This window comes from Sulfitobacter sp. 1A13368 (assembly GCF_043557275.1).
Lineage (GTDB): Bacteria > Pseudomonadota > Alphaproteobacteria > Rhodobacterales > Rhodobacteraceae > Sulfitobacter > Sulfitobacter faviae.
Genome location: NZ_JBIFFR010000004.1, coordinates 263,603 through 289,933 on the forward strand (window position 1 = coordinate 263,603; position 26,331 = coordinate 289,933).

A 26,331-nucleotide genomic window follows, 5' to 3' on the forward strand; every position below is an offset into this window, starting at 1 on the left:
GAACCCCATGTCCGAGAGCAAAGCCGAAGCGTGGTTGGCGCAACATCCCAAGATCGAATCGATCTTTGCCTGCGTTTGTGACCTCAACGGCACCATGCGCGGCAAACGGGTGCCCGCCGATCAGGTGTCCAAAGTCGTCGAAGGCGGGCTCCGCCTGCCGCTGTCCATCGTCGGCATGGATATCTGGGGCGAGGATGTCGAAAATAGCGAGTTGGTGTTCGAGACCGGGGATTCCGACGGGCTCTGCGATTTCACCGGGCGGCCCCTGATGCCGATCACATGGACCACGCGCCCCACGGCGCTGGCCATGCTTTGGATGCGTCAGGAAAACGGCAAGCCCTTCCCCGGCGATCCCCGCCGCGCGCTGGCCGAAGTGGCGGCCAAGTTCAGGGCACGCGGTCTGACCCCCGTGGTCGCCACGGAACTGGAGTTCTACCTTTTCGACCCGACCGAGGATCACCCGCAGGCCCCCTGCTCTCCGGTCACGGGCAAACGGCTGGATTCCGACGGCGCGCTGTCGCTGGACGAGTTGCAGCATTTCGACGAGTTCCTGAACGAGGTCTATGACGCCTGCGAATTGCAGGGCATCCCGGCGGATGCGGCCATTTCGGAAAACGGGGCGGGGCAGTTCGAGATCAACATGCGCCATGTGGACGACCCGCTGCGCGCCGCCGATGACGCGGTGCTGTTCAAACGTCTGGTGCGCGGCATCGCCCGCAAACACGGCTTCGCCGCCACCTTCATGGCCAAACCCTATGGCGATCTGGCGGGCAGCGGCTTTCACGTTCACTTTTCCTTGGTGGATGAAAACGGCGTCAATGTCTTCGACAACGGCGGGGAGGAAGGCACACCCCTGATGCTCAACGCCGTCGCCGGTCTGCTGGCCACAATGCAGCAAAACACGCTGACCTTCGCGCCGCATGAAAACTCCTACCGCCGCCTGCTGCCGGGTGCCCATGCGCCAACCAATGTCGCTTGGGGCTATGAGAACCGCACCGCGGCAATCCGCATCCCGGGCGGCGACCCCAAGGCCCGCCGCATCGAGCATCGCGTCGCCGGGGCCGACGCCAACCCCTATCTGGTGCTGACCAGCATCTTGGGCGGCGCGCTGTTGGGGATCGAGCAAGACATGCAGCCCGTCGCCCCGATCACCGGCGACGCCTATACAATGAAGCTCGACAACCTGCCGCTCGACTGGGCCACGGCCATCGACGCCTTCCGCAAGGGGCCGGATGTGCCCGGCCTCTTCTCTGCCCGGTTGCAGACCATGATGGTCGAATGCAAGACGCAGGAGTTGCGCAAATTCGCGCGGCAAGTGACCCATTTCGAATATGACACCTATCTGGAGATCGTCTGATGTCGCGCCATCCCTACGCCGGAGACGGCAGCCATACGTCAAGCTACTACGCCGCCTCGGCCAACCCCGCCCCCGCGCGCCCCGAATTGCAGGGCGATCACGAGATCGACGTCTGCATCGTCGGCGCGGGCTACAGCGGGCTGTCGACCGGCCTGCATCTGGCCGAAAAGGGCTATAAGGTCTCCATCATCGAAGGCGCGCGCGTGGGCTGGGGGGCCTCGGGGCGCAATGGCGGACAGATCGTCAACGGGCTGAACGCGAGCCTCCAAACGATCAAGCGCCGCTATGGGCAGGACACTGCGACCTTCGTCGCCGGTCTGGTGCAAGAGGGCGGCGAGATCATCCGCGAGCGGGTTCGCACCTATGACATCCAATGCGACCTCAAGGACAAGAACATCTTCACCGGCCTCACCACGGCGCATATGCGCGAGTTGGAGGAGCGGCAGAAGCTCTGGCAAAGCTACGGCATCGACAATCAAGAGATGCTGGACAAGGACCAGCTGCGCGCCCACGTCAATTCCGACCTCTACGAGGGCGGGCTGATCGACCATTCGGGCGGCCATATGCACCCCCTGAACCTCGCCCTCGGCGAAGCGGCTGCATTTGAGAAGAACGGCGGCACGATCTATGAGATGTCCCCGGTCACCCATGTCGATCACGAGGCTGCCCGCCCTGTGGTCCGCACGGCCAAGGGGACGATGACCTGCAAGACACTGGTGCTCTGCGGCAATGCCTACCTCGGCCACGTGGTGCCCACGCTGGCCCCGCGGGTGATGCCCGTCTCGACCCAAGTAATGGCCACCGAACCGCTGAGCGAGGCGCAGGCCCATGCGCTGCTGCCCACCGATGCCTGCGTCGAAGACATTCGCTATATCCTCGACTACTACCGCCTGTCGGGTGACAAACGGATGCTCTTTGGCGGCGGCACCGTCTATGGCGGCGCGGACCCGCGCGACATCAAGGTCAAGCTCAAACGCAATATGGACAAGGTCTTCCCCCAGTTGAAAGACGTGAAGATCGACTATGCTTGGAGCGGGAATTTCGCCCTCTCCTTCAGCCGCGTGCCGCAGATGGGCCGGATCGGTGACAACACCTATTTCGCCCATGGCTACAGCGGCCACGGCGTGACCGGATCGCATACCTTCGGGCGTATCCTTTCCGAGGCGATCGACGGCGACCTCACCCGCTTTGACGTTTTCGCCAATGTGCCATGGTTCCCCTTCCCCGGCGGGCGCATGTTCCGCGTGCCCTATTCGGTCGTGGGGTCGTGGTGGTACGGGCTGCGCGACCGTTTGGGTGTCTGAAACCTTTTGACAGGGCTGGGGGTTTCTTCACAGTGGCGGGCACGGCGCACGTCATGAGTGGAAGGACCCCCATGCCCGATCAAAAGCCCGCGTCCGTGATCGTCTTCGACGTGAATGAGACCCTGCTCGACATCACCACGTTGGAGCCGCTCTTCACGCGCCTCTTCGGCGACGCCTCGGTGCTGCGCGAATGGTTCGCCGAGCTGATCCTCTATTCCCAGACCATGACCCTCTCAGGCCGCTACGCGCCCTTCGGCGCGCTGGCGGGTGGCGTCTTGCGAATGGTCGGCGCGAACAAAGGCGTGGCGGTGACGGAGGAGGACCTGGCCGAGTTGAAATCCCGCATCGGCTCCATGCCCGCCCACGCGGATGTCGCCCCTGCCCTGCGCAGGCTGCAAGAGGCGGGGTTTCGGCTGGTCACGCTGACCAATTCGCCCCCGTCCCCGGCCCCGACCCCGCTGAAGAAAGCCGGGATCGCCGATTTCTTCGAGCGGAGCTTTAGCATCGACGCGGTCGCAAAATTCAAACCTCATCCCGCGACCTATCAGATGGTGGCCGAGGCGCTTGATCTGCAAACCGATGATCTCTGCATGGTGGCCTGCCACCTGTGGGACACCATCGGCGCGCAGGCGGCGGGCTGTCAGGGGGCTTTTCTGACCCGCCCCAACAACAATCTGATCGAGGCCGAAAACGTGCCGCAGCCGCACTACCTCTCGGACGACCTGGACGATTTGGCCGAGCAGATCATCGCCGCGAACGGGCGCTGATCCTCAGCCGCCCATGCGCCGCGCCAGCCGCGTTTCAAGCTGGACCATGGCGTCATAGATCAGAACCGCAAACAGGCCGACCGCCAGCCCGCCCTGCACCACAAAGGCGGTGTTATTGGTCAAAAGCCCCGCGATAATTACCTCGCCCAAGGTCCGCGCTGCCACGGTCGAGCCGATGGTCGCCGTCCCAAGCGCGATGACCACCGACAGCCGAATGCCCGTCAGCGTCACCGGCAGGGCCAGCGGCAGCTCCACCCGCCAGAGCCGCTGCCAACGGCTGAGCCCGATGCCGCGCGCGGCCTCCATCGTGGCGGGCGGCAGGTTGGTGAGGCCCGTGACCGCATTCTCGAAGATCGGCAGCAGGCCATAGAGAAACAGCGCCACCAGCGTTGGCCCTGCGCCAAAGCCCAAGGCGGGAACGGCCAACGCCAGAACAGCGACGGGCGGAAAGGTCTGCCCCATGTTGGTGATGGTGCGTGACAACGGGCGGAACGCCGCCCCCGCAGGCCGGGTGACAAGGACCGCCAGCGTCACCGCCACCACCGTCGCTGCAGCCGAGGCCATGGCCACCAGCGCCAGATGGCTTAGCGACAGCGACAAGAGCGAGGCTCGGGTGTAGATCACCGGGCCATTCGCCGGGGCCAAGGGGGCCAGCAGCGGCGTGAACCACTCAGGCCGCAGGACCAGCGCCAGCAGCACCGCCACCAGAAGCGGCCGCAGGATCCAGCCGATCCTCATGCGTGCTGCCCGGCCCGGGCGCGGATTGCATCAAGGGTCACCCGGCCCATCGGCACCCCGTCTTTCGCCACCGGCACCGCCGCGCGCCCTGTCCACAGGCAGGCCGAGAGCGCGTCGCGCAGGCTGGCATCGGCGGGCAGCGCTTCGCCTTCGGCGCTGCCCTCTTCCACCAATTCGGCGACGGGGATCAGTGAAAGAAGCCGCAGGGGCCGCTCCACATCGCCCACCATATCCGCCACGAAATCCGTTGCGGGTGCGGCGATGATCTCGGCGGGGGTGCCGTGCTGCACCAGATGCCCCCCGTCCATGACTGCCACCCGGTCGCCCAGCCGGATCGCCTCTTCCATGTCGTGGGTCACCAGCATGATGGTCGACCCCAGCCGCTGCTGGATGTGCCGCAGGTCTTCCTGCGCGCGGGTGCGAATGATTGGGTCGAGCGCGCCAAAGGGTTCGTCCATCAGCAACAGATCGGGCCTTGAGGCCAAGGCTCGCGCCACGCCAACCCGCTGCTGCTGTCCGCCCGAAAGCTCCGCCGGATAACGGTCGCGGAATTGCGCGGGGTCCATCGAGAAAAGCGCAAGCAGCTCATCCACCCGCGCCGCGATCTTCTCGCGCGGCCAGCCCAACAATTGCGGCACCGCGCCGATATTGCGCCCCACCTTGTGATGCGGGAACAGCCCGTGGCCCTGAATGGCATAGCCGATGCGCCGCCGCAGGACATGCGGCTTGACCGACAGCGTGGAGTCGCCGTTGATCCGCACCTCGCCCGAGGTCGGTTCCTCCAACCGGTTGATCATCCGCAACAGCGTGGTCTTGCCTGAGCCTGAGGTGCCGACGATCACCGTGATCGTGCCCGTCTCAACCGTCATCGACACGGAATCCACCGCGCGGATGTCGCCATAGGTCTTGGTAATGCGGTCGATCTCGATCATGCGCTGTCCTTTGGGGTCTTGCGGGTCAGTTCGACCAATATGTCCATCACGATGGCCGCCGTCAGGGCCAGCACCACGGTTGGCAGGGCACCCAGCAGGATCAGGTCGGTCGCCGTTTGGTTCAGCCCCTGAAAGACGAACGTGCCGAACCCGCCGCCGCCGATCAGCCCGGCGATGACGGCCAGCCCGATGTTCTGTACCAAGACGATGCGCAGCCCGGTGAGGATGATCGGCAGGCCCAGCGGCAGTTCCACCCGCAACAGGCGTTGCAGCGGCGTCATCCCCATGCCCCGCGCGGCTTCAAGCGCCGCAGGCGGGGCAGAGGCCAAACCCGCCACGGTATTGCCGACCACGGGCAGCAGTGAATAGAGCACCAGCGCCAGAAAGGCGGGCGCAAAGCCGATGCCAGCGATGCCAAGCGCACGCGCGCCCGGCAAATTGGCCCCCACCCAGCCGAGGATTGGGATCATCAGCCCGAACATGGCCAGCGAGGGAATGGTTTGCAAAAAGCTCAGTACTGGCAAGGTGGCGCCGCGCAGCCCGACAAGACGGTGACAGAGCACGCCAAGCGGGAAGCCAATCACCGCCGCCGCGGCGAGAGAGCCGAAGGCCAGCCCGAGATGGCGCAGGAACTCCCGGCCAAAGGCATCGGCCCGGCTGGCGTATTCCTGCATCACCGAAAGCTCCGACAGCGCCCCCGACCACAGGATCGCGCCAAGCACCGCAAGCACGCCCGCCAGCACGGCCCCGCGCATCAGCGGCCCCGGTGCCATTGCGGCAAGCGCATCTGCCATGAGCAACATGAAGACAACCAGCAGACACCAAAAGCCTACTGAGGGCGAGACACGGGCATAGTCACCCGCTTCGGCCAGCAGGCCGGAGGCGCCTTGGGTCAACAGCCACAACAGCCCGCCCAAGCCCAAAGCCGCCCCGGCAATACGCAGACCATTACGGCCCGCAGGCAGCCCCATCAGCAGCCCCGCCCCGATCGCCGCAAGCCCCGGCAGCACCACCGGCAGGCTGGCCACGCCCCATGCCATCACCCCTTCGCCCGCCACGATCCGGTTGGCGGCAAGGGTCATGAAAGGCACGCAAAGCGCTGCCGCGCCCAGCACAGCGAACAAAAGCCCCGGCGCAGAAATCCCTGCGCCGGGGCCAGTTATTGTGCGGGCGGCGGAGATCAGTCCAGCACCCCGGTCTCGGTCAGATAGGAGCGTGCCACGGCTTCCGCCGGCTCCCCGCCGACTTGAATCCGACCGTTCAGCTTTTGCAGCGTCGCCATGTCGAGCCCGGAGAAGATCGGGTTCAGCACTTCGGCGATCTGGGGGTATTCCTCCAACACCTCGGCGCGGACGATGGGGGCGGGTTCATAGACCGGCTGCACGCCCTTGTCGTCTTCCATCACGACCAGACCCGTGGCCCCCACGCCGCCATCGGTGCCGTAGACCATCGCCGCGTTCACGCCCGATGTGCCACGCGCCGCCGCCTGAATGGTCGCAGCCGTGTCGCCGCCCGACAGGATTACGGTCTGATCTTGGCTGAGCTCGAAGCCATAGGTCTCCTGCATCGCGGGCAAGACAGCCGGAGAGGACACGAACTCGGTCGAGGCGGCGAGCTTCACCTCACCGCCCTCGGCCACCCATGCGCCGAAATCGGACATGGTGGTGAGGTCATTTTCCTCGGCCACCGGGCCGGTCACGGCGATGGCCCAAGTGTTGTTGGCCGGTGCGGAGTCGAGCCATGTGACGTTATTCTCACCGCCGTCCAATTCCTTGGCACGAGCATGGGCCTTGGCCGCGTCTTTCCAAACATCGCTTTCCGCTTCGTTAAAGAAGAAGGCCGCGTTGCCGGTGTATTCGGGGTAAATGTCGATCTGGTCCGACAGGATCGCTTCGCGCACGACCTGCGTGCCGCCGAGTTGCAGACGCCGCTCTACCGGCAGGCCCGCATCTTCGAGCGCCAGTGCGATGACGTTGCCCAACAGGCCGCCTTCGGTGTCGATCTTCGACGATACGGTGATCTCAGCCGAGGCGGCAGAGGCCAGAGTGGCGGCAAGGCCAGCGGCGGCGGCAGTGGAAAGAATGCGGGGACCCATGGGCGAGAACTCCTTGAAACAATGGCCTGACACGGCGACATGCCGTTTGAAAACGGTAAGGTAGCTGGCCATTTCGCGAAACCAAGGCGGGATTGCACGGCGGCGCGGAATTTTTACCGCCCGGGTACGACAAAGGGCGCGCCCGGAGTGGCCGGACGCGCCCTTTGCCTTGCCGCCACGCGCCGGTCAGGCGGCGCGGGCAGCCTCCGCCTCCCGCGCGGCGCTGCGCTTGAAGAAGAGGAAGTAGAGCACCGGTGCCGCGATCAGCGTCAGGACCGAGGCAAAGGCCAACCCGCCCATGATCGTCGCGGCCATCGACTGGAAGAAGGCATCCGACAACAGCGGCAGCATCCCCAGAATGGTCGTCGCGGCGGCCAAGAAGACCGGGCGCAAACGCGAGGTCGAGGCGGTGACGATAGCCTCTTTCAGGTCAAGCGTCGGATCGGCGGCGCGGGTGAGGTCGATCTCTTCTACCAGCACGATGCCGTTCTTGATCAACATCCCCGAGAGCGACAAGAGCCCCAGAAGCGCGGTAAAGGTGAAGGGCAGACCCGTCCCCAAAAGCGCCAGACTGACCCCATTCACCGCCATCGGCACCAAGAGCCAGATGATGATCGGCTGTTTCAGCGCGTTGAACAGCAGGACCGAGATCAGAACCATGATGATGATGCTGAAGGGCAATTGCTTGCCCAAGGCGGCCTGCGCCTCGCCCGCGCTTTCCAACTCGCCCCCCCATTCCATGGCATAGCCTTCGGGAATTTCCATCGCCTCGATGGTTTCCTGCACCTCGGCCTGCACCTGTGCCGCCGTGACGCCGCGCGGGATATCCGCGCCCACGGTGATCACATCGGCCCGGTCGCGGCGGTAGAGCAGCGTGTCCTGCGGCTCGAACCGGAAACCGTCGATCACCTGCTCCATCGGGACCAGCGCATTGGTGTTTTGGGCATAGATCACATGATCCGTCAGCGCCAAATCGGCATCCTGCGGAGCGCGGATCACGATGGGGATCTGACGATCCCGCTCGCGGAAGGTGCCGCCGCTGGTGCCTTCGGTGGCGAATTTGAGGGTCTCCGTGATCTCGGTCCGCGAGATGCCGGCGTCCTGCGCGCGTTCTTCGGCATAGATCGGACGCAGCACCAATTCACGCTCGCGCCAGTCCTGACGCGGGGTGATGATATTGTCCGACGCCGCCTGCATCCGGTCCATCGCCTCATCCGCGAGATCGCGCAGCACATTGGGATCGCGGCCCGAGAAGCGCACCTCGATCGGGGCACCGCCGCCGGGGCCAAAGGCCAAGCGCTTGGCCCGGAACTCCCCTTGCGGCACCGCATCTGCGGCGAAAGCCTCAAGCGCGTTCATCTCGTCTTGGATCACCTCAAGCGAAGACACCCGGACGATCAGATGCCCATAGCTGGGGTTAGGGTCTTCGGCCTGATAGGTCAGCATGAAACGCGCAGCCCCCTGCCCCGCGTAGGAGGTCACGTCTTCGACATTGTCCCGCGCCACCAGCCAGTCTTCGAGCACGGCCAGATCGTTGGATGTCTGATGGATCGACGACCCTTGGGGCAGTTTGTAATGCACGAAGTAAAGCGGCGTGTTGCTGTCGGGGAAGAACTGCTGCTTGATCTGACCAAAGAGGGCATAGCACACCGCCGTCCCGGCAATCAGCGCCACGATCACCAGCCAGCGCAGCTTGAGCGAGGCACGCAGCACGGCGGCATAGCCCTTGAAGATCGCGCCATCATAGCCGCCAGCCCCGCCTTCGACTCCGCGTTTGAAAAAGTAGTGCCCCAAAAGCGGCGTGGCGGTGATGGCCAGCACCCAAGACAGCAACAACGAAATCGCGATCACGGCAAAGAGCGAGAAGAGGAATTCGCCCGTGGCATCGGGGCTCAGCCCGATCCCGGCGAAAGCCATGATGCCGATGACGGTCGCCCCCAAAAGCGGGATCTGCGTCTTGCTCGCCGCCTCGGTCGCCGCTTCGCGCGAGCTTTTGCCCTGCTGCATGGAGATCTGCATCCCCTCGGCCACAACGATGGCGTTATCGACCAGCATCCCCATCGCGATGATCAACGCCCCGAGTGAGATACGCTCCATCTCAATCGCGCCGAGCGCCATGAAAAAGAGCGTCCCCACCACCGTCAGCAACAGGGTCGAGCCCACGACCACCGCCGCGCGCCAGCCCATGAAGACGGCCAGCACGGCCACAACGATGGCGACCGACATGGCGAGGTTCAGCAAAAAGGCGTTCGACGCCTCTTCGACCACCGCGTGCTGGCGGTAGATGGACTCGATCGAGATGCCCAAGGGCAGCGTTTCGCGCAGCTGCGCAAGCTTGTCGTCCACCCGCTTGCCGATATCGACGATATTCTCGGTCGCGATCCCGGCCACCCCGAGGGTAAAGGCCTCCTGCCCGTTGTGGCGGATCACCAGATCGGGGTTTGCCTCCCGGGTGCGGTAGATGTTGGTCACATCGGCAAGGTTGATCACCTGACCGCCAACCCCCACCGACAAGGCGGCGATCTCGGACACGCTGTCAGAGCCTTCGGGCCGCTGGATCAGCGTGCGCCCGTCCGCGTCTTGAATGGCGCCGCCGTCGACGATCTCATTCGCGCTCGAAACCGCGCCGACAATGGCCGAGGGCGGAATGCCGAGCGTGGTGCTCAGCGCAAGCTGCGGCTCGACATAAATGACCTCATTGGGCAGGCCCGAAAGCGCCACATCCGACACACCATCGACCAGCAGCAATTCGCGCCGCAGATAGCTGGAGAGTTCGTTGACCTCGGCGTCGGAATAGCCCTCAGCCGTCACGGCATAGTAAAGCCCGTAAACATCGCCGAAACCGTCGTTCACATAGGGCTGCGTGGCCCCGCTCGGCAGGGCCGCCTCATTGACGCGGTTGCGCAGTTTGGTCCAGATTTCCGGCAGTTCCGACCCGTCAAAGGTGTCCTGCATATTGACCGTGATCCACGAAAGGCCGGGCTGGTTCATGGATTCGATGTCCTTGATCTCGGACATCTTCTGGATTTGCGATTCCAGCGGTTCGGTGACCTCAAGGGCGACCTCTTCGGCAGAGGCACCGGGGTATTGGGTCACGACCACGGCGGTTTTGATGGTAAATGCCGGATCTTCGAGACGGCCAAGGGTGGCAAACCCCCAGATGCCGCCCAAAAGACAGGTCAGCATGATGATCCAAGTATAGATCGGGCGGTTGATCGACAGACGTGCGATATCCATGCGCTCAGTCTCCGAAACCGACGAAGCGGCGCACGGCGGCACCGTCTTCAAGCTGACTTGCGCCGCTCACCACGATCTCTTGCCCATCGGAAAGCCCGGCTTCGACTTTGACATCGCCGCGCGCGGTGGGGGTGATCTCAACCGCGGTGCGGGTCACGGTGCCTTCGCGCGCGCCGGTGGGGTCGAAGACCATGACATAGGTGCCACGGTCATTGCCGACCACGATGGCGGTGTCGGGCACGATGATGCTCGAACCGCCGATGTTCAGCGTGGCGCGCACCTCGACCGAGGCGCCGGGCAGCGGCACGAAATCTTCGGGCAATTCCGCCCCAAGGGTGATGCTATAGGTCTGACCGACATCCGCCGTCTCGGCGTTGTATTCGCGTATTTGCATCGGGTAGGTATTGGCGTTGGCCGGAAACTTGGCCATGAACCGCACGCTGGGGTCGCGCCCTGCGCGCAGAAACAGGGTTTCGGGCACGTCGATCTCGACCCGCAACTCGGACATGTCATGCAGACGCACCACCGGCGTGCCCGCGCTGACGGTCGAGTAATTGGGCACCAGCCGCGAGGCGACGATCGCATCGAAGGGCGCATGGAGGGTTGCGTTCTCAAGGTCGCGCTCGGCGTTGCGCACGGCGATATCGTTGACCGTCACGGCGGTTTCCGCATCTTGCAGATTGACCTCGGCCACCGAAGACCCGGCGAGCTTTTGATAACGTTCCATCGTCCGGCGCGCCTGCGCGTCATTGGCCTGCGCCTGCTCTAGCGCCAGTTGAAACGGCTCCAGATCCATCCGGGCGACGACCGTATCTTCACTGACCGTGGCCCCCTCTTCGACGGGGAATTCCTCGATCTGACCGCCGACTTGAAAGGCAAGGTCCACGGTTTCACGTGCAACCACCTTGCCAAAGAACACACGCTCCATCTCGGCATCGCTGGCCTTGACCGTTTGCAGCTTCACCACCGGCATTTCGGCGGCAGCGGCCATCGGCGCGGCGATACCGCCGACCAAGGCCAGCGCAAATCCCAACACCCGCCCCGCGCCGGTCCCGCGCGTCGTCTCAACAAGCCACTTGGCCATGGTCAGTCTTCCTTATGAATAGCATCCGGCACGGGCCCAAGGGCGGCGGTCAGACTAAGTTGTTTGAGGGTGCGCAACTGCGCGAGAAAGTGGTCACGGTCTAGCGCATGCATGCCAGCGGCCTTGGCAGAACGTTGGATGAAATCGGCCAGCGCCTCGACACTCAAGCCATTGCGGGTGATCGACGCCTCATAGGGCATCAGCACCTTAGCGATCACGTCGCGAAAGCGCCCGGCGGAACATTGCAGCGCCTCTTGGCTGACAGCATTGGCCCCGGCGATGAAATCCTGCGCATTGGGCATCGCCTGCATCGTGTCATAGCCGCGCACCACCATCCGATCGAAAATAAGATCGAGCTGCGCCGCCAGATCGGGCGCATTGGGCATCTCTTCGGCAATCTCTTCCAGCGCCAGTTCGGTATAGCGCGCGATGAGCCCGCGAAGAATGTCGTCCTTGTTGCGAAACCGATTGTAGAGGGTCTGGCGCGAAACACCGGCCTCTTCGCAGAGATCGCCCATGCTGGTGCGCTTGACCCCATAGCGGGAAAAGACATGCAGCGCAGCGTCCAGCACGGTCTTTTCAAGTTCGGTCATGCGGGCTCCTTGGCATTGGTCAAGGCGCAATTGGACATTCGAACCAAATATGTCAACCTGTAAATCCGCCGCCATGCGGCCTGCGCAGATCACAATCGCGTTTTGCACATGGAACGGGGTCTAGGGCGCGGAGATCAGACTGCCGAGATAGAGCGTGAGCGGCAGGGTGAAAAAGCTGAGCAGCGTCTGCGTGGTGATGATCGCGGCCATCAAGGGCGCATCGCCGCGCATCTCACGCGCCAGCGTATAGCTGGCCACCCCGGTTGGCAGGGCCGCGAAGATCAGCGCGATTTGCAGCGTCAGCGGCGCAGGGTTCAGCACCAGCGCGGCCAGCAGCACCGCCAGCGGGTTCACCAGATGTTTGCCGATGATCGACAGGCCGATCACCGAGACCGAGCCCGACAACCCGCGCAGCCGCAGGTTGGCGCCGACGCAAAGCAGCATGATCGGCAGCGCCGCATCCCCCAAGATGCGCGCGCTTTCATGCAAGACGGGCACATGGTGCAGCCCCGCGAAGTTGAAGAGCACCCCCGCCAGAATGCCGAGGATCAGCGGGTTCTTGACCAAGCCTTTGACGATAGATTTGCCGCCGCCGCCCAACTGCCGGGTCATCAGCGTCACCACCGTCACATTCACCACCGGCACCAGCAGGGCCGAACCGAGCACGGCAATCTGTAGCCCCGCCGTGCCAAAGACGGCTTCGGCAATCGCGAGGCCGATGAATGTGTTGAACCTTGCGCTGCCCTGCATCAGCGAACTGCCCTGCGGCGCGGCATAGGCCCGACCGAACAGCCAGCCGCAAAAGATCGCTGCAAAGAACCCGGCGTAGAGCAGCAGCGCATAGTCGCCCAAGCCGCCGCTGAGGTCCGCCGCCGAGATCTTGGCAAAGAACAGCGCGGGCATCAGCACCCAATAGACCAGCCGGTCATTCAGGTTCCAGAACTTGGTCGAAGGGATACCGCCCCGGCGCAGGCCATAGCCCATGAGGATCAGCGCGAAGACCGGCGCGATGGCCAGAAAGATAGTGAACATATTAACCGCCCGGAAGGATCGCGCGGACCCTAGGCGCGGCTTGGCCCAGATGCAACAGGGAGCCTTGCCTCAAACGGGCGGCCCCGGCCCCAAAGGGCCGGGACATGGATCAATCACGGATCAATCGCTGCCGTGCACTGCGATTTGGGCGTCGGGTGCGGGGCGGAACTTCCACTGCACCGCAAAGATCACCGCCGCCACTGCGATGCCGATGAGGTCGGTCATCAGACCACCCGCGATCATGCAAAGCGCCGCGAGGATCAGGCCCAGCCGGATGAACCAAGCCGCACCGCTGCCCGCGAACCAGCCCTGCATACCCGAAGACAGCAGATAGACCCCAAAGATCGCCGTGACGCCCGCGCGGATCACCTCGAACCACGTGCCGTCCATCAGGATCGCGCCGTTGTAGAAGAACATGAAGGGCACGATGAAGGCCGAGATGCCGATCTTGAAGGAGGCCACCGAAGTCTCCATCGGGTTGGCGCCCGAAATCCCCGCCGCGGCATAGCTCGCCAGCGCCACGGGTGGCGTGATGGCCGAGACGACGGCGAAGTAGAAGACGAAGAAATGCGCCGTCAGCAGTGGAATGCCCAGTTGCACCAGACCCGGGGCCACGACCGAGGCCGCCACCGCATAGGCCGCTGTCGTGGGCATACCCATGCCCAGAAGGATGGCGATACACATGGCGAAGAATAGGGCGAGGAACTGGCTCGCCTCCGCCAGCCCGAGAAGGACCGAGGAGAAGCGCGCCCCGACGCCGGTGAGGCTGATCACGCCCACGATGATGCCCGCGCAGGCGCAGACCGCGATGATCTGGATCGACATGATCCCTGCAAGGTCAAAGGCTTTGACAATGCTGCGCGGCCCCATGCGGAAGGGGGTGAACCACGACACAACCGCCGCTGCCGCCGTCGCCAGCGTGCCCGCCCGGATGATCGAATAGCCCATGAACAGCGCGTAGATCAGGATGATGATCGGGATGAACAGGAACACCCGCCGCAGCATGTCCTTGAGCTTGGGCAGTTCCTCGGAACGCATCCCGCGCATGCCCAGCTTGGCCGCTTCGAAATCCACCATGAAGTAGATCGACACGAAGTAGAGCACCGCCGGGATGATCGCCGCCACGGCGATATCGGTATAGGGGATGCCCGTGATCTCGGCCATGATGAAGGCACCCGCCCCCATGATCGGCGGCATGATCTGCCCCCCGGTCGAGGCGGCGGCTTCGACCGCGCCTGCGGTCCGGGCCGGGTAGCCCACCTTTTTCATCAGCGGAATGGTCAGCGAGCCTGTCGCCACCACATTGCCCGCCGAGGTGCCATTGATCATCCCCATAAGACCCGAGGCAAAGATCGCGACCTTGGCTGGCCCCCCGCGCGAGCGGCCCGCCGCGGCAAAGGCGAAGTTGACGAAATAGTCCCCCACCTTCGACGCCTGAAGGAAGGCCGCGAAGATGATGAAGAGGATGATATAGGTCGATGACACCGCCGTGGTCGGCCCCAGAATGCCCGCATCGGTGTAGACTTGGCTAAAGAAGCGGGTCCACTGGATGTTGGGCGCGTTCAGGAAGCCCGGCAGCATGTCCCCGACGAAGACATAGACCAGAAAGACACCCGAGATCACGATGAGCGCAAGCCCCGCCACGCGGCGCGTCAGCTCCATGATCAGCGCGGTGCCTGCAACTGCGGCGATGGAGATACCGATGGGCGCAAAGGGCGTGCCCGTCGAGTTGCGCATCAAGGTGCCGTACATGGTGATCAGGTAGATCGCCACGGCCACCCCGCAGATGGACAGCAGCAGGTCCGCAGGGGAAACCTGCCCCCGCTCACGCCCGCGCAGCCAGCCCACGACGATGCCGATGGCCGTGGCCGCCACCAGCGGCAAGCCGTAGTGGTAAATTTCGAGGTTCTTGAACTCGGGGCTCATGCCGTTCCACTGCACCCCGGAATTGATCTGGCTGGCGATGCTCCACGCGGTCCAAATCGAATAAAGCGCCGGGATCATTGCAGCCCATGCTACGAAATCCAGCGGGTGACGGCCCTGCCCTGCGCCCTCATCCACAAAGGCGCGGGCGGAATAGAGGGTAAAGCCAAGAATCAGCGCGCCCGCGATGTGCACGATGCGGAAATTCCATGTCTCCATCGGGAAGGTCGGCAACAGCGGGATGCGGATGCCTGTCAACTCACCGATGGACATGCCGTTGAGTGCCGCCATGTGAAAGAAGGCATAGATCGCCGACATGGCCGCAACGACCAGATAGGTGCGCCCGGTGAATATGCGGCGATTGCTTTCTACCGGTTCGTCATCCACCCCTTCGGCGACAATCGGGCCCTGCGGATCGGCGGCGCTATGCTGGTCTGTCATGGAGGCTTCCTTTCCCGATATCTGCGCGGGATCTGTCCCGACAATCAGGCGGGATGATGGCAAGATGCCGCCCCGATTAGGGACGGCATGCAAGTTTGTCTAGGCGTTCGCTTAGTTGCCGTAGATCATATCGTCGGAAATATCGGCATCCGCGTTCTCTTTGAACCAAGCTGCCGCACCGGGATGCCATTTCAGAACGGTGTTCTTCTCCCAGTTCTCAGGCAGGGTCGAGGCCGCCGCCTTGTGAATGCCTTTCATCCGCTCATTGTCGGACATGACGACATCCACAGCCGCTTTGACGAAGGATTCCGGCAGATCGCAGTTGGCAATCGCGAAGTTCCACATGGAGACCGAGCGCGCGCCCTCTTCCAGCGTGGTGTAGGTGCTTGCGTCGATGGTGAACTCGGACACCGGGAATTCTTCGAGCAGTTTGGCCTGCTCTTCCTCGGTGAACTCGATGATGTTCACATCCGTCTGCACCTCAAGCTGGCTGACCGCAGGCACCGGCACACCGGCAGCAAAGGCGATCACGTCCAGCAGACCGTCCTGCAACTGGCCGCCCAGATCGGTCCAACCGCCGTTGCGGCGCTCATACTCGACGCCGAGCGTGTCCATCATGCGCGGGAAATAGGTGTCTGAGGTGGAGCCCGCCGGACCAAAGCCGATCTTTGCACCTGCCGGAATGTCGGCGACCGAGGAGATACCCGAGGACGACAGCGCGGTCACGGAGAAGGGTGTCTGATACATCGGGAACATCGCGCAGGCTTGGGTCATTTCCAAACCGGGGGCGATGGGGTTGGTGCCAGCCAGCGATTCCGCCGCCGGGCCCATTGTGGTCATGCCGAAGGCCGCCTCGCCGGTGTGGACCAGCGCCATGTTCTGCATCGGGCCGCCGGTGACTTCGCCACCACCGGTCAGGCCCAGTTCCTTGGCCACAAGGTTCGCCCAGCCCGAACCATAGGCGAAGTAGGTGCCGCCTTGGCTGGCCGTGCCCACGGTGAAGCTGCTCGGCCAGTCGGATTTATCCATGTCCTGAGCGACGGCAGCGCCTGCCAGAATGGTGCTTGCGGCGAGGATTGCGGTGAATTTCATGTCTCTCTCCCTTGGTTGCTCTTAACGGGCGTCGGCACAGGGTGCCGCGCGCCGCCGCTGTATTCAGCTTGTCCGGCCAATTAACTGTACACTGACAGGCAGAGGCAAGTCCGAATTTGCCGTGAAACCGGGGATGAGAGAGAAAGAGGCAGCCTACCGTTGGGTCAATGGCGCATTCTTTGGCAGTTGCGCGCCAGCGGCAGTTGTTGAGGGAAGGCGCAGGCCGTTAAAAGCCCCGCCGCGCGGGAGGCGCAGCGGGGCGTGATATTAATCAGTGTTCGGCCTGACTTAGACGTCGACCACAACCTTGCCGATCGCCTGCCCGCTTTGCAGCCGCGCATAGGCATCGCCAACCGCGCTCAGATCAAAGGTCTTTTCGTCGAGCAGCGGCTTCACCGCCCCCTCGTCGACCAGCGTGGCGAGATTGCTAAGGATTTCCCCATGAACCGCGCGGTTCACGTCATGCAGCATCGGCAAGAGCATGAAGACCACATGTAAGGACAGCCCGCTGAAATGCGCCGGGGTCAGGTCGATCGCCGACAGGGCCACGGTCGTGACCACATGGCCGTTCAGCGCAGCGGCGGCAAAAGAGTTCGGCAGATTGGCCCCGCCCACAGTGTCGAAAACAGCATCGAAACCGCGGCCTGCGGTATGGGCGGCCACATAGTCTTCGATCTTCTCGGCTTTGAAGTCGATGGCCCGCGCGCCATAGCCTTCGATCACCGCCATTTGGTCACCCCCGGTGCCGGTCGAGGAGACCTCGGCCCCCATGTGCTTTGCCAGTTGCACCGCCAAATGGCCCACGCCGCCCGCGCCGCCTTGGACCAGCACCTTCTGGCCCCCTGCGACGCCCGCGCGGTGCAGCCCTTCCCAAGCGGTGATGCCTACCAGCGGCAGGGCCGCCGCCTCGCGCATCGACAGCGACTTGGGTTTATGGGCAATGAGCCGCGCGTCGGCGCGCATGAATTCAGCCAAAGCCCCTTGCAAATCGGCCAGACCACCGGCGCAGCCGTAGACTTCGTCACCCACGGCGAAACCGGTGACACCTTCGCCAATCTCTTCGATCACCCCGGCGAAATCCATGCCCAGAACGGCAGGCAGGTCAGGCGACAGAGGCAGGTCTTTGCCCGCGTTCTTGATCATCGTGTCGATGGTGTTCACGCTGGTCGCCTTGACGCGCAGCACCACATGGCCGGGGGTGGCCAAGGGGCGTGGCAAATCGGCTTCGACAAAAGGCGCCTCTGCGCCATAGCTGGTGAGGGTCATGGATTTCATCGGTCTATCTCCCGTTAACATTGCGTTGAGACAGAGATAGGCCAACATGGCGTGCCAGATAATCGGATGAAACTTGAGTTCAGTTTCTCGTTATTGAATATAATACCAAGCCCTATATACTGCCCCGGCGGATGATCCGCAGCAAGGACCGCGGCCCATGGATATCGACAACCTTCGCCTTTTCGTCATGGCTGCCGAACGGCTGAACATTTCAGCCGCCGGGCGCGCTTTGGGGATGGCCCCGGCAGTCGCCAGCGCGCGTTTGGCCAAGCTGGAACAAGAACTTGGGGTTGAGCTTTTGCGGCGCACGACGCGGAAGGTCTCGCTATCGCTCGATGGGTCTGACTTTCTGCCCTATGCGCGCGAGATATTGGCCCAAGCCGATGCCGCGCGGGCCATTCTGGGCGGGACCAAGGCGGGGCCCAAGGGCATCCTGCGCTTCGCCGCCCCCAGCAGTTTTGCGCAGCGTCACATCATGCCGCTGCTGCCGGAATTCCACGAGACCTACCCCGAGCTCACGCTTGATCTGCGCCTCTCCGACACCCGGTTCGACGCGATCGAAGGCAGTTTTGACCTTGCCCTGCGCAGCGCGCCCTTGACCGACAGCAGCCTGCGGGGGCGCAAGCTGGCCGATGACACCCGCGTTCTTTGCGCCGCGCCGTCTTATGTGGAGGCCCACGGTTTGCCCAAGACCCCCGCTGCGCTGCGGGATCATCACCTGATCGCTTGGGGCGATCTTGAGCCCCGCGCGCTGATCGGGCCGGAGGGCGAAGCCGCCACGCTCAACCCGCATGAGATGACCTGCCGCGTGATCATGGACGATGGCGATGCGCAACGCGAAGCGACCATCGCGGGGGCTGGCATCTCGATCAACTCGCTTTGGAGCGTGTCGGACGAGCTTGCCTCGGGCCGATTGCTGCGGCTGTTGCCGGGCTGGCGGATGAACGACCGGTCGGTGCTTTGGCTGGTCTATCCGCGCTCGAACGTGCTGACACCCAAGACGCGGTATTTCATCGACTTTCTGATTGCCCACCTCGGCAACCGCCCCGATTGGCGGGATTAAGCAGACCCGAAGCGCGTCAGAAGCTGTGCCAGACCCCGACTTTGACCTTGGTCACAGCGTCGGTGAATTCATGCGAAAGACCCAGTTCCAGAAAGCTGTTTTCCGAGACCTTGATCACATGCGACGGCGCAAAGGCCAATGTCTCATCTCCGTCTGACGGGGCCGCGAACTCCAGCTTGAAAATCGACAGGTTGCCATTCTCGTGGTTGATGCCGAAGGTGCTGTCGATCTTGCCCAGTGTTTCGCCGTCCTCGTAAATGGCAAAGGTGCTTTCCACCCCCAGCCAGCCGCTGCCCCAAGCCCCCGATACCGGACGCCCCCAAGACAGGCCGGGCCGCAGAGCCGCCACCGCGCTGCCATCCCGTTCGGCCCAGCCAAGACCGACTTCGGCGGCGAAAACATTGTCCCCGCCAGAGAGCTCAAGCGGATAGCGCAGAAAGGCGATGGCGCTGACCTGCCCCCCACTTTGACTCTTGCCGATGTCGAGGCCAAAAGTCAGTTTCTCGGTCACCCCGTATTCGTAGTAAAACGCACCGAAATTACCAAAGTCGGGGCCGTCTGCGGTGGTCTCATAGGACAGGGTGACAAAGCTTTTGTCTTCGCCCCGCGGCCACGCCGCCGATGCCACCTCACTTGCCGGGAGGGCGATGGTACCGATGGCCGAGAGGACAACAAGGCGGGGTAAGAACCGCCGCGTGAGGTCAGAAGGCATTTTCGCTGTTTTGCGCATGGTAAGTTCCGCGTGTTCAGAGCCGCGAGAGGCTGAGCGATGAGGTATTAAACGATCGACCGAATGAAATCCGCGAGCTTCAGCGGTTTGAACGGTTTGTGCAGAATGTGATCTGCCCCGAGGTCGCGAAACTTCTTCTCCGACTCGGGCGAGGTTTTGGCGGTGCACATCACGATCTTCGTGTCGTCCAAATCCGCATTGGCCCGCGCACAGCGCAGCACCTCCATGCCGTCGGGGGGTGGCATCATTACATCCAGCATGATCTCGTCGAACGCCTGCGTTTCCATCGTAGCAATCGCGTCGAGCCCGGTCGCCGCAAAGGTCGGTTCGATGTCATCTTCGGTCATGATCGCAAACTCGATCAACTCGCGGATGTCATCCTCGTCATCGACGAACAACACTCTCATGCCGATGCCCCCTGCTTGGGCGCGGCGTCTGTATCCCGGGCGAAACGCACATAGAACGTGGTGCCGGGGTTCTCATCGCCGTCTTCTTCCGAGCGTGTCTCAAAGCTCACATCGCCATCTTGTCGCAACACCAACTCCCGCGTGATGGCCAGCCCCAGCCCCGTCCCATTCGCTTGATTTTCACGGGAATGCACGGGGTCAGCGAACCTTTTGAACATACGATCATGGGCGGCTCTGGGTATGCCCGGCCCTGCATCGCAGACATAGAACGTGACCCATTGGTCGTCCACCTCGGCACCGATTTTTACCGTACCGCCGCGCGGGGTATATTTCACCGCGTTGGAAATGAGGTTGGAGAAGATTTGCTGCATGCGCACGGTATCGACCCGCACATAGGCCTCCTGCGCCGCGTCGGGGCCTGTGTGGATGTCGAGTTGCACGTCGCGGTTTACCCCATAGCCGGTGTTGGCCGCGATGGCTTCCGACAGCACCTCCGACACCGCGACCCGCTCAGTCTGGATGCTGAGTTGGCGTTGGTCGATCGCCTGAAGGGTCAAGATATCGTTGACCAGTACCAACAGCCGGTCGGCATTGCGGGTGGCCATCGACAACAGCTTGCCCGCGTTCTTTGGCATGCTGTCGCCAAAGCGGTCATGCAGGATTTCGAGCGACCCGGCGAGGGACGTGAGCGGCGTGCGCAGCTCGTGATTGACCGAGGTGACAAAGGCCGTGCGCGCCGCCACCAGCCGCTCTTCGGCAGAAATGTCCTGAAGCACGTTATAGGCGATGTAATCCCCATGCAGATGCAGCTTCATCACCCGGCATTGCACCGCAACGCTCTCGTTCTCGGCGGTGGTGATCTGAATACGGTGAACGGCGACGTCTTCGTCCATCTGCGAAAAGGGCGGGACCATGCCGCGCAGCTTTTGCACGGCTTCGATATCTGAGGACACGCCCATCAACTCACGCGCCTTGCGGTTGGAGCGGTGCAGCTTGTTGTTGTCGTTATAGACGATCAGCCCGTCGCCGACATTTTCAAAGATCGCGTCAAATTCGCTCTGCGCCACGCGGATCCGTTCGCGGTGCCGTTCGGAAGTGCGCAGGGCCTGCGCCAATTGGGTCGACTGCCGCCGCGCGCGGATCGCCGCGTTGATCACCGTCAGGAACAGGATCGTGGCAAGCCCCACGAAAACCAAGGTGCGCTGCCAGTAATTTTGCAGCACCGCCGGCTTGCTGCGCGTCACGTCGATATAGAGGTCCAGCGCCGGGATCTCCTTGCGGGCGCGGAACACGGGCGTATCGGGGTCGCGTGGAGGCCGCCCCGAAACAAAGGCCCGCTCTCCGTTGGAGGTCACCACCTCGACATACATGTCCTGTTGCAGCCCATCTATCGCAAGCAGTTCCGAGTAGTAATCTTCGCCCAAGGAGGAAGCCAAGACCCCCCTTGCCCGGCCATCGATGCCGATCAAGGGCCATGCAATCGGAGTGAGCCGCCGCCCACCGGCACGCGACACGATAGGCACCCCGACCGTGTATTCATCGACATCAAGGCCAATCGCCGCCTGAAAATAGGCCCGGTCCCCAAGGTACTGCCCCATCAGGGGTTTGATCGTGGCCCAAAGCACGATCCCATCGGCGCCGATCAGCACAAGCGCATCGACCTGCTCGGTCTCTCGCACGGCGGCGTTCAATAGATCACCGTATTGCGCCTCGAACTGCTCAGGGTTGCTCAGACGCGCGGTAGACAGTTCATCGATCAGCCCCCACATCCGCACATTCGCAACCGAGAGGGAGGCATCGACCGCCTGCTCGTAAAGCTCTGCGAAATGCTCAAGCTCCACCTCTGCCCGGGTCGTGGCGCGTTTGTAGTCCGACCAGGTCAGGACCGCGAGCCCCACGAAATAGATCAGCACGGCAGCCGAAATCAGCGCCCAGAACAGGGTCTGCGCGCGCGAAGACGGTTCCGCATCAGCTTTGTTGGTGGGCTCAGTGCTGACCATTCTCGGCTTGGTGTCCTATGTCATTGGCGGCAAGGCAAATGCTGCCCGGCGCGCTTGTTATTCCAGCACTTTCGACGCCTTGAATGCCCCGCGCAAGCGAGGTGGCGACAGCCGCATCCGAGGGCGGCACGACACAAGCGCTGACGCTCAAGGGCCGCGAGGTCCAGCCTTCTTTCACGGTGGCCGAGGCCTCAGCCACGGCTGAGATAAACTGATGCGCCCGCGCTTCAAGCTGGGCGCGATCCGCGTGGAGCGCGCCATAGACGAAAAGATCATCCTCCCAATGGGCGAACCCGTCTTGCGCGGGGATTTCGACCTTGCCGAAAAGCCCCGCCACGCGGCGCTGAAGCTCTTGCCGTTGCGCGCGCGCCGCGTCGGATTGGTCACGGTCGCCATCAATGCGGAAGACGATCAGGCCAAGGTCTTTTTGCATCGCGGGCGACAGCGACATGAGATGCCCCTGAAACCCCGATTTGCTGCCCAAAAGGCTGGGCACCGTGGCCTCTGACACGCTCGGCGCGGCACGGCGGCGCGCGCTGCGGTTTTCGCCCGAACGGCGGCGGTCCAACTCGGATTTCAGCCGCAGGCAACTGCGCATACGGGCCTGAAGCTCGATCCGGTTGAAGGGTTTCGTGACATAGTCGTTGGCCCCCGCCATGAAGGCTTCGGAGAGAGACCCCATGTCTGTTCGGCTGGTCAGCATAATGATCGGCACATCGCTCCATCTGTCCAAGGCACGGATACGGGCGCAAAGCTCGATACCATCGATATCGGGCATCATTATGTCCATCAGGATTAGGTCCGCCGTGGCCTCATCGCTTTCGATCGCGTCGAGTGCACTGCGCGGATCGATGAAACTGACGACATCGTCAAAGCCAAGCTCAGAAAGCGTCGCGCTGATGAAATCCTGCGCGATATCCGAGTCGTCGACTGCGATAATTCGTGGGCTCATGATTTTAATTCCACTCGTTAACTCTTTCAAAAACACGCCATCGGCTGTTTTGAAAAACCTCCTCATACCCCGGCATCTGCGATTGCTTCAGCTGCGGGAACCTGCGCAGAATTCTGTCTGCTGTGGCCTGCCCTTCCGCCTGTTGCGGGACCACGATGTACCTTGTGCGCGGCACGCCCCCCTCAAGCGCCCAGTCGTAGGCAGGCTCTCCGGCGATCACCAGCCGGTCGATATTCCCCAGACCGACGACGATCTCGGGGTTTCTCTCAACATCTACCATTATATCAGACTTGTCGCGCAAGAATGAAACGACCTCTCGCGCGGGGCGGGACGCTGCGTTTTCCGCGCCGAGCATCGCGTTGGTCCAAGCGCGGGTCTCGTCATGGGCGACATGGCGCATCACAACCGCCGAGGTCAGCAGCGACAGCGCCATCAACGCGATGGCAATCGGCTCACGCAAGGACAGGTTCGGCCAAAAGCGGATCGCGGCGACCAAGACCCCCAACATGGGCGCCAGCGCCATGGCCGGGTCGCCTTCGACATGGAAAAAGACGTTAAGCGTATAGCCGCCCAGCACCGCCCCGACCGCTGCCAAGAGCGGCATGAACAGACGCGGCACCATGATATTGCGCAGGATCGCGATAAGGGCCGCCGGGCCCAGCCCGGCCAGAATGAGCAGATGCTCCCCCAAGGTCAGCGGCGTGGCACTTTCCGACAAAAGCGGGATCAGGCGGCTGTCGAAGATCATGCTGACGAACATCAGCGCCCCCACGGCGGCGGCCACGGGATAGAACATCGCCACCAGATAGCCGGTCGAGGAGACCGCGATCATGCTGGGCCGTGCCGCGACGATCATGAAGGGCATCGCCCCGAGGCAGAGCATCAGGCCATAGCTGTCCGATAGGGCCACCACCAAAAGCCCCACGGCCACTTTCATCATATCCGGCGCGTTGCCCGTGAGGCGCAGATTGACGATCCCGCGCGCGAAAAGCCATGTGCCCAAGATGCAAAACATCGTCTCTGGCCCATCGGCCAAGGCGCGCAGGAAAAACGGGTTCAGCGCCAAAAGCAGTACCACCAGCGCCGAGGTTATGCCCGAAAAGCCGCCCGTATCGCGCAGGTTGAGGAACCACAAGACCAGCAGCCCTGCCCCCACCAGCGCGGAAAGCACGAAGGGCACCGGCACCTGCGTATCGGGCAAGACCGCCTGCCCCAAAAGCGACAGCGCATAGGGCACGGGCGGGTAGAAAGCATCGCTTGCCTTGAACTGCGCCGGCCCCTCGATCTGCACGATGGACTTGGCCCAAAGGTCGGTCACGTCCATCGACAGGAAGCCATGCGCCTCGGTCCAGCCGAGGGTGAGCAAAAGCACCAGCGCCAGCGCGACAAAGCCGAAAGACCATGAGGCGGCGCGGATCATTGCGCGGCCTCCGTCGCTTCGGCACTGGCTTCGGCCACCTCATTGGCGGTGTGTTTGGACAGGCCGTGCTGGGTCTTTTCCCAATAGAACGGGTTAAAGATCAACTGCGACAGCGCCTTGTAAGAGGCCACGGTCATCAGCACCCAATAGCCTACCACGGTGATCCCCCAAGGGGCCAGATCGGTCCACCTGCGCCGGAAGGGTGCGACCATCGTGAGATAGATCAGCAGCCCATTGCCCGCCAAGAGGTTCACTAACGACAGATAGAGCACCGGCAGCGGGAAATAGGGGGTGATCACCTCGGTCCCGAAGATCAGCCAAATGGCAAAGATCGACCAAAAGACCGGGTTCAACAGGCCCGAGAGCACAGTGCCCCCGATGAAGAAGACAAAGCCAAAGACGCCCGCCGCCCCGACCGATTGCCACAGGTGAATGGGTCTGCGGCTGTGGACGAGGAAGGTCTGCATATAGCCTTTGATCCAGCGCGAGCGCTGGCGCACCCAGTTCGGGATCGAGACATTGGCCTCTTCAAAGGTCGTGGAATCGATGACGCCCACGCGGTAGCCCTTCTGCGTCAGACGAATGCCCAGATCGGCGTCCTCGGTCACGTTGAAGGGATCCCATGCGTTCAATTCGCGCAGCACGTCCATGCGGAAGTGGTTCGAAGTGCCGCCCAGCGGGATCGGCACGCCCAAACGCTCCAACCCAGGCAGCATCAGGTCGAACCACAGCGAATAGTCCAGCGTGAACATCCGCGTCAGCCAGTTCTCCCGCGCGTTGTAATAGTTCAAACGGCATTGAATGCAGGCGGTATTGGGCGCGGATTGGTTGAAGGCGGCGATGACCTTTTTCAGCTGATCCGGTTCGGGCTTATCCTCGGCGTCGAAGATCACGAGGAAATCACCCTGCGCATAGCGCAGCGCAAAGTTGCAGGCTTTGGGCTTGGTCTGCGGATGGGAGGCCGGCACGCGGATGATCTCGAACACGCCTTCAAGGTCGAGCTTGCGCGCCGCGTCGATGGTCTCGTGATCGCCCTCTTCCAGCACGATCTTGATGTCGAGCTTGGCCAACGGATAGTCGAGGTTGCGCAGCGCTTGGGCAAGGATCGGCAGCACCTCGGGCTCGCGGAACATCGGCACCAGCACGGTATAGATCGGCAGGTCTTCGTCGCGCAGCAGCGATGCCTCGGCCGCGATGGCCCGCGATGAAGTCTCTTGTGCAGCGCCGCCGAGCCAGACCAGCAGCGCTTTGAACAGGAAGTTGCCGGTGTAGAACACCGTCAGCAGGACGTTCAGCACGATCAGCGTGACCACGGGCGCAAAGGCCAGCCCCAGCAGCAGCGCCGAGATCATGAGGTAGATCACCAGTATCTGCGGCGGCGTGACGACGTTCTGCGCCGACATGTCGGGGTCAAGCTCGGCCAGTGCAAAGACCGCCTCATGCGAGTGTTTCTCGCGGAAGGCGCGCTGTAGCTGCCATGATACATCGAAATGCGAGGCTACGACGATGGTCACGCCAGAGCCATAGACCTCGCGGATGTGCAGCAGCGTGCGCGGGCCGGGGCGCGAGGTGGCGACCGTCAGCGTGCCATCCTCTGCCCGGCCAATCGGCACCGTCATGAATTGGTTCATCACCACCGGATCATACTGGCGGATCAGATCGTCATCGGCGCGATCTTCGATTAGATCGACCAGCGTCAGCCCGTGGTAAAAGGCGATCTCGCGGTAGAGTGTCTGCGTGGTCAGCCAGCGCCGCGACAGAAGAACCTTGACCAAGGAGACATTCCACTCCTCGGCCAAATCCTCTGCCGCGTCGAGCTGTTCCGCCGTCAGCGCGCCACGGTCAAGCAGCAGCGAACCAATGGCTTCGCTTTCGGCATCCAACGGCAC

General features: G+C 63.0%; 21 protein-coding genes. 4 read left to right on the forward strand and 17 right to left on the reverse strand.

The features are described 5' to 3' along the window. Positions 1–7 precede the first annotated feature (7 nt). The 3 genes from ACGYK4_RS10775 (at position 8) to ACGYK4_RS10785 (ending at position 3,428) form a co-directional block, all read left to right on the forward strand. On the forward strand, positions 8–1,357 hold the full coding sequence (locus tag ACGYK4_RS10775; RefSeq protein WP_394456425.1) for a glutamine synthetase family protein: 1,350 nt from the start codon (positions 8–10) through the stop codon (positions 1,355–1,357). Continuing rightward, complete coding sequence (locus ACGYK4_RS10780; protein ID WP_394456427.1) at positions 1,357–2,661, forward strand: NAD(P)/FAD-dependent oxidoreductase; 1,305 nt, start codon at positions 1,357–1,359, stop codon at positions 2,659–2,661. The genes ACGYK4_RS10775 and ACGYK4_RS10780 overlap by 1 nt, the downstream gene beginning before the upstream one ends. A gap of 71 nt (positions 2,662–2,732) precedes the next feature. Further along, positions 2,733–3,428 (forward strand): haloacid dehalogenase type II, encoded by a 696-nt coding sequence (locus ACGYK4_RS10785; protein WP_394456429.1) that lies wholly within the window; start codon positions 2,733–2,735, stop codon positions 3,426–3,428. Between the two features lie 3 nt (positions 3,429–3,431). On the opposite strand, the gene ACGYK4_RS10790 is transcribed toward ACGYK4_RS10785, so the two are convergent. From ACGYK4_RS10790 to ACGYK4_RS10840, 11 genes are all read right to left on the reverse strand, one after another. Next, entirely contained in the window at positions 3,432–4,166 is a 735-nt protein-coding gene (locus ACGYK4_RS10790) for an ABC transporter permease (RefSeq protein ID WP_394432656.1), read from the reverse strand. Continuing rightward, complete coding sequence (locus tag ACGYK4_RS10795) at positions 4,163–5,098, reverse strand: ABC transporter ATP-binding protein (RefSeq protein ID WP_394432658.1); 936 nt, start codon at positions 5,096–5,098, stop codon at positions 4,163–4,165. The genes ACGYK4_RS10790 and ACGYK4_RS10795 overlap by 4 nt, the downstream gene beginning before the upstream one ends. After that, entirely contained in the window at positions 5,095–6,180 is a 1,086-nt protein-coding gene (locus tag ACGYK4_RS10800) for an ABC transporter permease (RefSeq protein WP_394432681.1), read from the reverse strand. Before ACGYK4_RS10800 ends, ACGYK4_RS10795 begins: the two co-directional genes overlap by 4 nt. 98 nt (positions 6,181–6,278) lie before the next feature. After that, positions 6,279–7,193, reverse strand: a complete 915-nt coding sequence (locus ACGYK4_RS10805; protein ID WP_271692077.1) for an ABC transporter substrate-binding protein — start codon at positions 7,191–7,193, stop codon at positions 6,279–6,281. 186 nt (positions 7,194–7,379) lie between these two features. Continuing rightward, the gene (locus tag ACGYK4_RS10810) at positions 7,380–10,430 is read right to left on the reverse strand and encodes an efflux RND transporter permease subunit (protein ID WP_322329152.1); all 3,051 of its coding nucleotides are present in this window, start codon (positions 10,428–10,430) and stop codon (positions 7,380–7,382) included. A 4-nt stretch (positions 10,431–10,434) separates the two neighbouring features. Next, on the reverse strand, positions 10,435–11,514 hold the full coding sequence (locus tag ACGYK4_RS10815) for an efflux RND transporter periplasmic adaptor subunit (protein ID WP_394456432.1): 1,080 nt from the start codon (positions 11,512–11,514) through the stop codon (positions 10,435–10,437). Between the two features lie 2 nt (positions 11,515–11,516). Continuing rightward, positions 11,517–12,107: a TetR/AcrR family transcriptional regulator gene (locus ACGYK4_RS10820; RefSeq protein ID WP_394456434.1), complete on the reverse strand. Its 591-nt coding sequence runs from the start codon at positions 12,105–12,107 to the stop codon at positions 11,517–11,519. 120 nt (positions 12,108–12,227) lie between these two features. Then, a complete protein-coding gene (locus ACGYK4_RS10825; protein ID WP_394456436.1) occupies positions 12,228–13,139 on the reverse strand; it encodes an AEC family transporter in 912 nt (303 codons plus the stop codon). Positions 13,140–13,259: 120 nt separating this feature from the next. Further along, positions 13,260–15,503, reverse strand: a complete 2,244-nt coding sequence (locus ACGYK4_RS10830) for a TRAP transporter permease (RefSeq protein ID WP_394456438.1) — start codon at positions 15,501–15,503, stop codon at positions 13,260–13,262. 111 nt (positions 15,504–15,614) lie between these two features. Beyond that, a complete protein-coding gene (locus tag ACGYK4_RS10835) occupies positions 15,615–16,595 on the reverse strand; it encodes a TAXI family TRAP transporter solute-binding subunit (protein WP_394411033.1) in 981 nt (326 codons plus the stop codon). Positions 16,596–16,883: 288 nt separating this feature from the next. Continuing rightward, positions 16,884–17,870, reverse strand: a complete 987-nt coding sequence (locus ACGYK4_RS10840; protein ID WP_394432667.1) for a zinc-dependent alcohol dehydrogenase family protein — start codon at positions 17,868–17,870, stop codon at positions 16,884–16,886. A 157-nt stretch (positions 17,871–18,027) separates the two neighbouring features. Between ACGYK4_RS10840 and ACGYK4_RS10845 the strand changes: the two genes are divergently transcribed. Further along, positions 18,028–18,933: a LysR family transcriptional regulator gene (locus ACGYK4_RS10845; protein ID WP_394432669.1), complete on the forward strand. Its 906-nt coding sequence runs from the start codon at positions 18,028–18,030 to the stop codon at positions 18,931–18,933. Positions 18,934–18,949: 16 nt separating this feature from the next. Here ACGYK4_RS10845 and ACGYK4_RS10850 read toward each other — a convergent pair whose 3' ends face one another. The 6 genes from ACGYK4_RS10850 to ACGYK4_RS10875 are packed head-to-tail and all read right to left on the reverse strand — an operon-like array spanning position 18,950 to position 26,331. Further along, the gene (locus ACGYK4_RS10850) at positions 18,950–19,663 is read right to left on the reverse strand and encodes a hypothetical protein (RefSeq protein WP_394432671.1); all 714 of its coding nucleotides are present in this window, start codon (positions 19,661–19,663) and stop codon (positions 18,950–18,952) included. A gap of 47 nt (positions 19,664–19,710) precedes the next feature. After that, complete coding sequence (locus ACGYK4_RS10855) at positions 19,711–20,070, reverse strand: response regulator (protein ID WP_394456440.1); 360 nt, start codon at positions 20,068–20,070, stop codon at positions 19,711–19,713. Then, the gene (locus ACGYK4_RS10860; protein WP_394456442.1) at positions 20,067–22,070 is read right to left on the reverse strand and encodes an ATP-binding protein; all 2,004 of its coding nucleotides are present in this window, start codon (positions 22,068–22,070) and stop codon (positions 20,067–20,069) included. Before ACGYK4_RS10860 ends, ACGYK4_RS10855 begins: the two co-directional genes overlap by 4 nt. After that, positions 22,057–23,022: a PleD family two-component system response regulator gene (locus tag ACGYK4_RS10865; protein ID WP_271692089.1), complete on the reverse strand. Its 966-nt coding sequence runs from the start codon at positions 23,020–23,022 to the stop codon at positions 22,057–22,059. The genes ACGYK4_RS10860 and ACGYK4_RS10865 overlap by 14 nt, the downstream gene beginning before the upstream one ends. 4 nt (positions 23,023–23,026) lie before the next feature. Further along, positions 23,027–24,442 (reverse strand): hypothetical protein, encoded by a 1,416-nt coding sequence (locus ACGYK4_RS10870; protein WP_394456444.1) that lies wholly within the window; start codon positions 24,440–24,442, stop codon positions 23,027–23,029. Continuing rightward, the gene (locus ACGYK4_RS10875) at positions 24,439–26,331 is read right to left on the reverse strand and encodes a glycosyltransferase family 2 protein (protein WP_394456446.1); all 1,893 of its coding nucleotides are present in this window, start codon (positions 26,329–26,331) and stop codon (positions 24,439–24,441) included. The genes ACGYK4_RS10870 and ACGYK4_RS10875 overlap by 4 nt, the downstream gene beginning before the upstream one ends.

Bases quoted from the DNA above. Each gene is read 5' to 3' on its own strand.
- ACGYK4_RS10775 (WP_394456425.1), top strand. From the start codon at position 8: ATGTCCGAGAGCAAAGCCGAAGCGTGGTTGGCGCAACATCCCAAGATC.
- ACGYK4_RS10780 (WP_394456427.1), top strand. From the start codon at position 1,357: ATGTCGCGCCATCCCTACGCCGGAGACGGCAGCCATACGTCAAGCTAC.
- ACGYK4_RS10785 (WP_394456429.1), top strand. From the start codon at position 2,733: ATGCCCGATCAAAAGCCCGCGTCCGTGATCGTCTTCGACGTGAATGAG.
- ACGYK4_RS10790 (WP_394432656.1), bottom strand. From the start codon at position 4,166: ATGAGGATCGGCTGGATCCTGCGGCCGCTTCTGGTGGCGGTGCTGCTG.
- ACGYK4_RS10795 (WP_394432658.1), bottom strand. From the start codon at position 5,098: ATGATCGAGATCGACCGCATTACCAAGACCTATGGCGACATCCGCGCG.
- ACGYK4_RS10800 (WP_394432681.1), bottom strand. From the start codon at position 6,180: ATGACCCTTGCCGCCAACCGGATCGTGGCGGGCGAAGGGGTGATGGCA.
- ACGYK4_RS10805 (WP_271692077.1), bottom strand. From the start codon at position 7,193: ATGGGTCCCCGCATTCTTTCCACTGCCGCCGCCGCTGGCCTTGCCGCC.
- ACGYK4_RS10810 (WP_322329152.1), bottom strand. From the start codon at position 10,430: ATGGATATCGCACGTCTGTCGATCAACCGCCCGATCTATACTTGGATC.
- ACGYK4_RS10815 (WP_394456432.1), bottom strand. From the start codon at position 11,514: ATGGCCAAGTGGCTTGTTGAGACGACGCGCGGGACCGGCGCGGGGCGG.
- ACGYK4_RS10820 (WP_394456434.1), bottom strand. From the start codon at position 12,107: ATGACCGAACTTGAAAAGACCGTGCTGGACGCTGCGCTGCATGTCTTT.
- ACGYK4_RS10825 (WP_394456436.1), bottom strand. From the start codon at position 13,139: ATGTTCACTATCTTTCTGGCCATCGCGCCGGTCTTCGCGCTGATCCTC.
- ACGYK4_RS10830 (WP_394456438.1), bottom strand. From the start codon at position 15,503: ATGACAGACCAGCATAGCGCCGCCGATCCGCAGGGCCCGATTGTCGCC.
- ACGYK4_RS10835 (WP_394411033.1), bottom strand. From the start codon at position 16,595: ATGAAATTCACCGCAATCCTCGCCGCAAGCACCATTCTGGCAGGCGCT.
- ACGYK4_RS10840 (WP_394432667.1), bottom strand. From the start codon at position 17,870: ATGAAATCCATGACCCTCACCAGCTATGGCGCAGAGGCGCCTTTTGTC.
- ACGYK4_RS10845 (WP_394432669.1), top strand. From the start codon at position 18,028: ATGGATATCGACAACCTTCGCCTTTTCGTCATGGCTGCCGAACGGCTG.
- ACGYK4_RS10850 (WP_394432671.1), bottom strand. From the start codon at position 19,663: ATGCGCAAAACAGCGAAAATGCCTTCTGACCTCACGCGGCGGTTCTTA.
- ACGYK4_RS10855 (WP_394456440.1), bottom strand. From the start codon at position 20,070: ATGAGAGTGTTGTTCGTCGATGACGAGGATGACATCCGCGAGTTGATC.
- ACGYK4_RS10860 (WP_394456442.1), bottom strand. From the start codon at position 22,070: ATGGTCAGCACTGAGCCCACCAACAAAGCTGATGCGGAACCGTCTTCG.
- ACGYK4_RS10865 (WP_271692089.1), bottom strand. From the start codon at position 23,022: ATGAGCCCACGAATTATCGCAGTCGACGACTCGGATATCGCGCAGGAT.
- ACGYK4_RS10870 (WP_394456444.1), bottom strand. From the start codon at position 24,442: ATGATCCGCGCCGCCTCATGGTCTTTCGGCTTTGTCGCGCTGGCGCTG.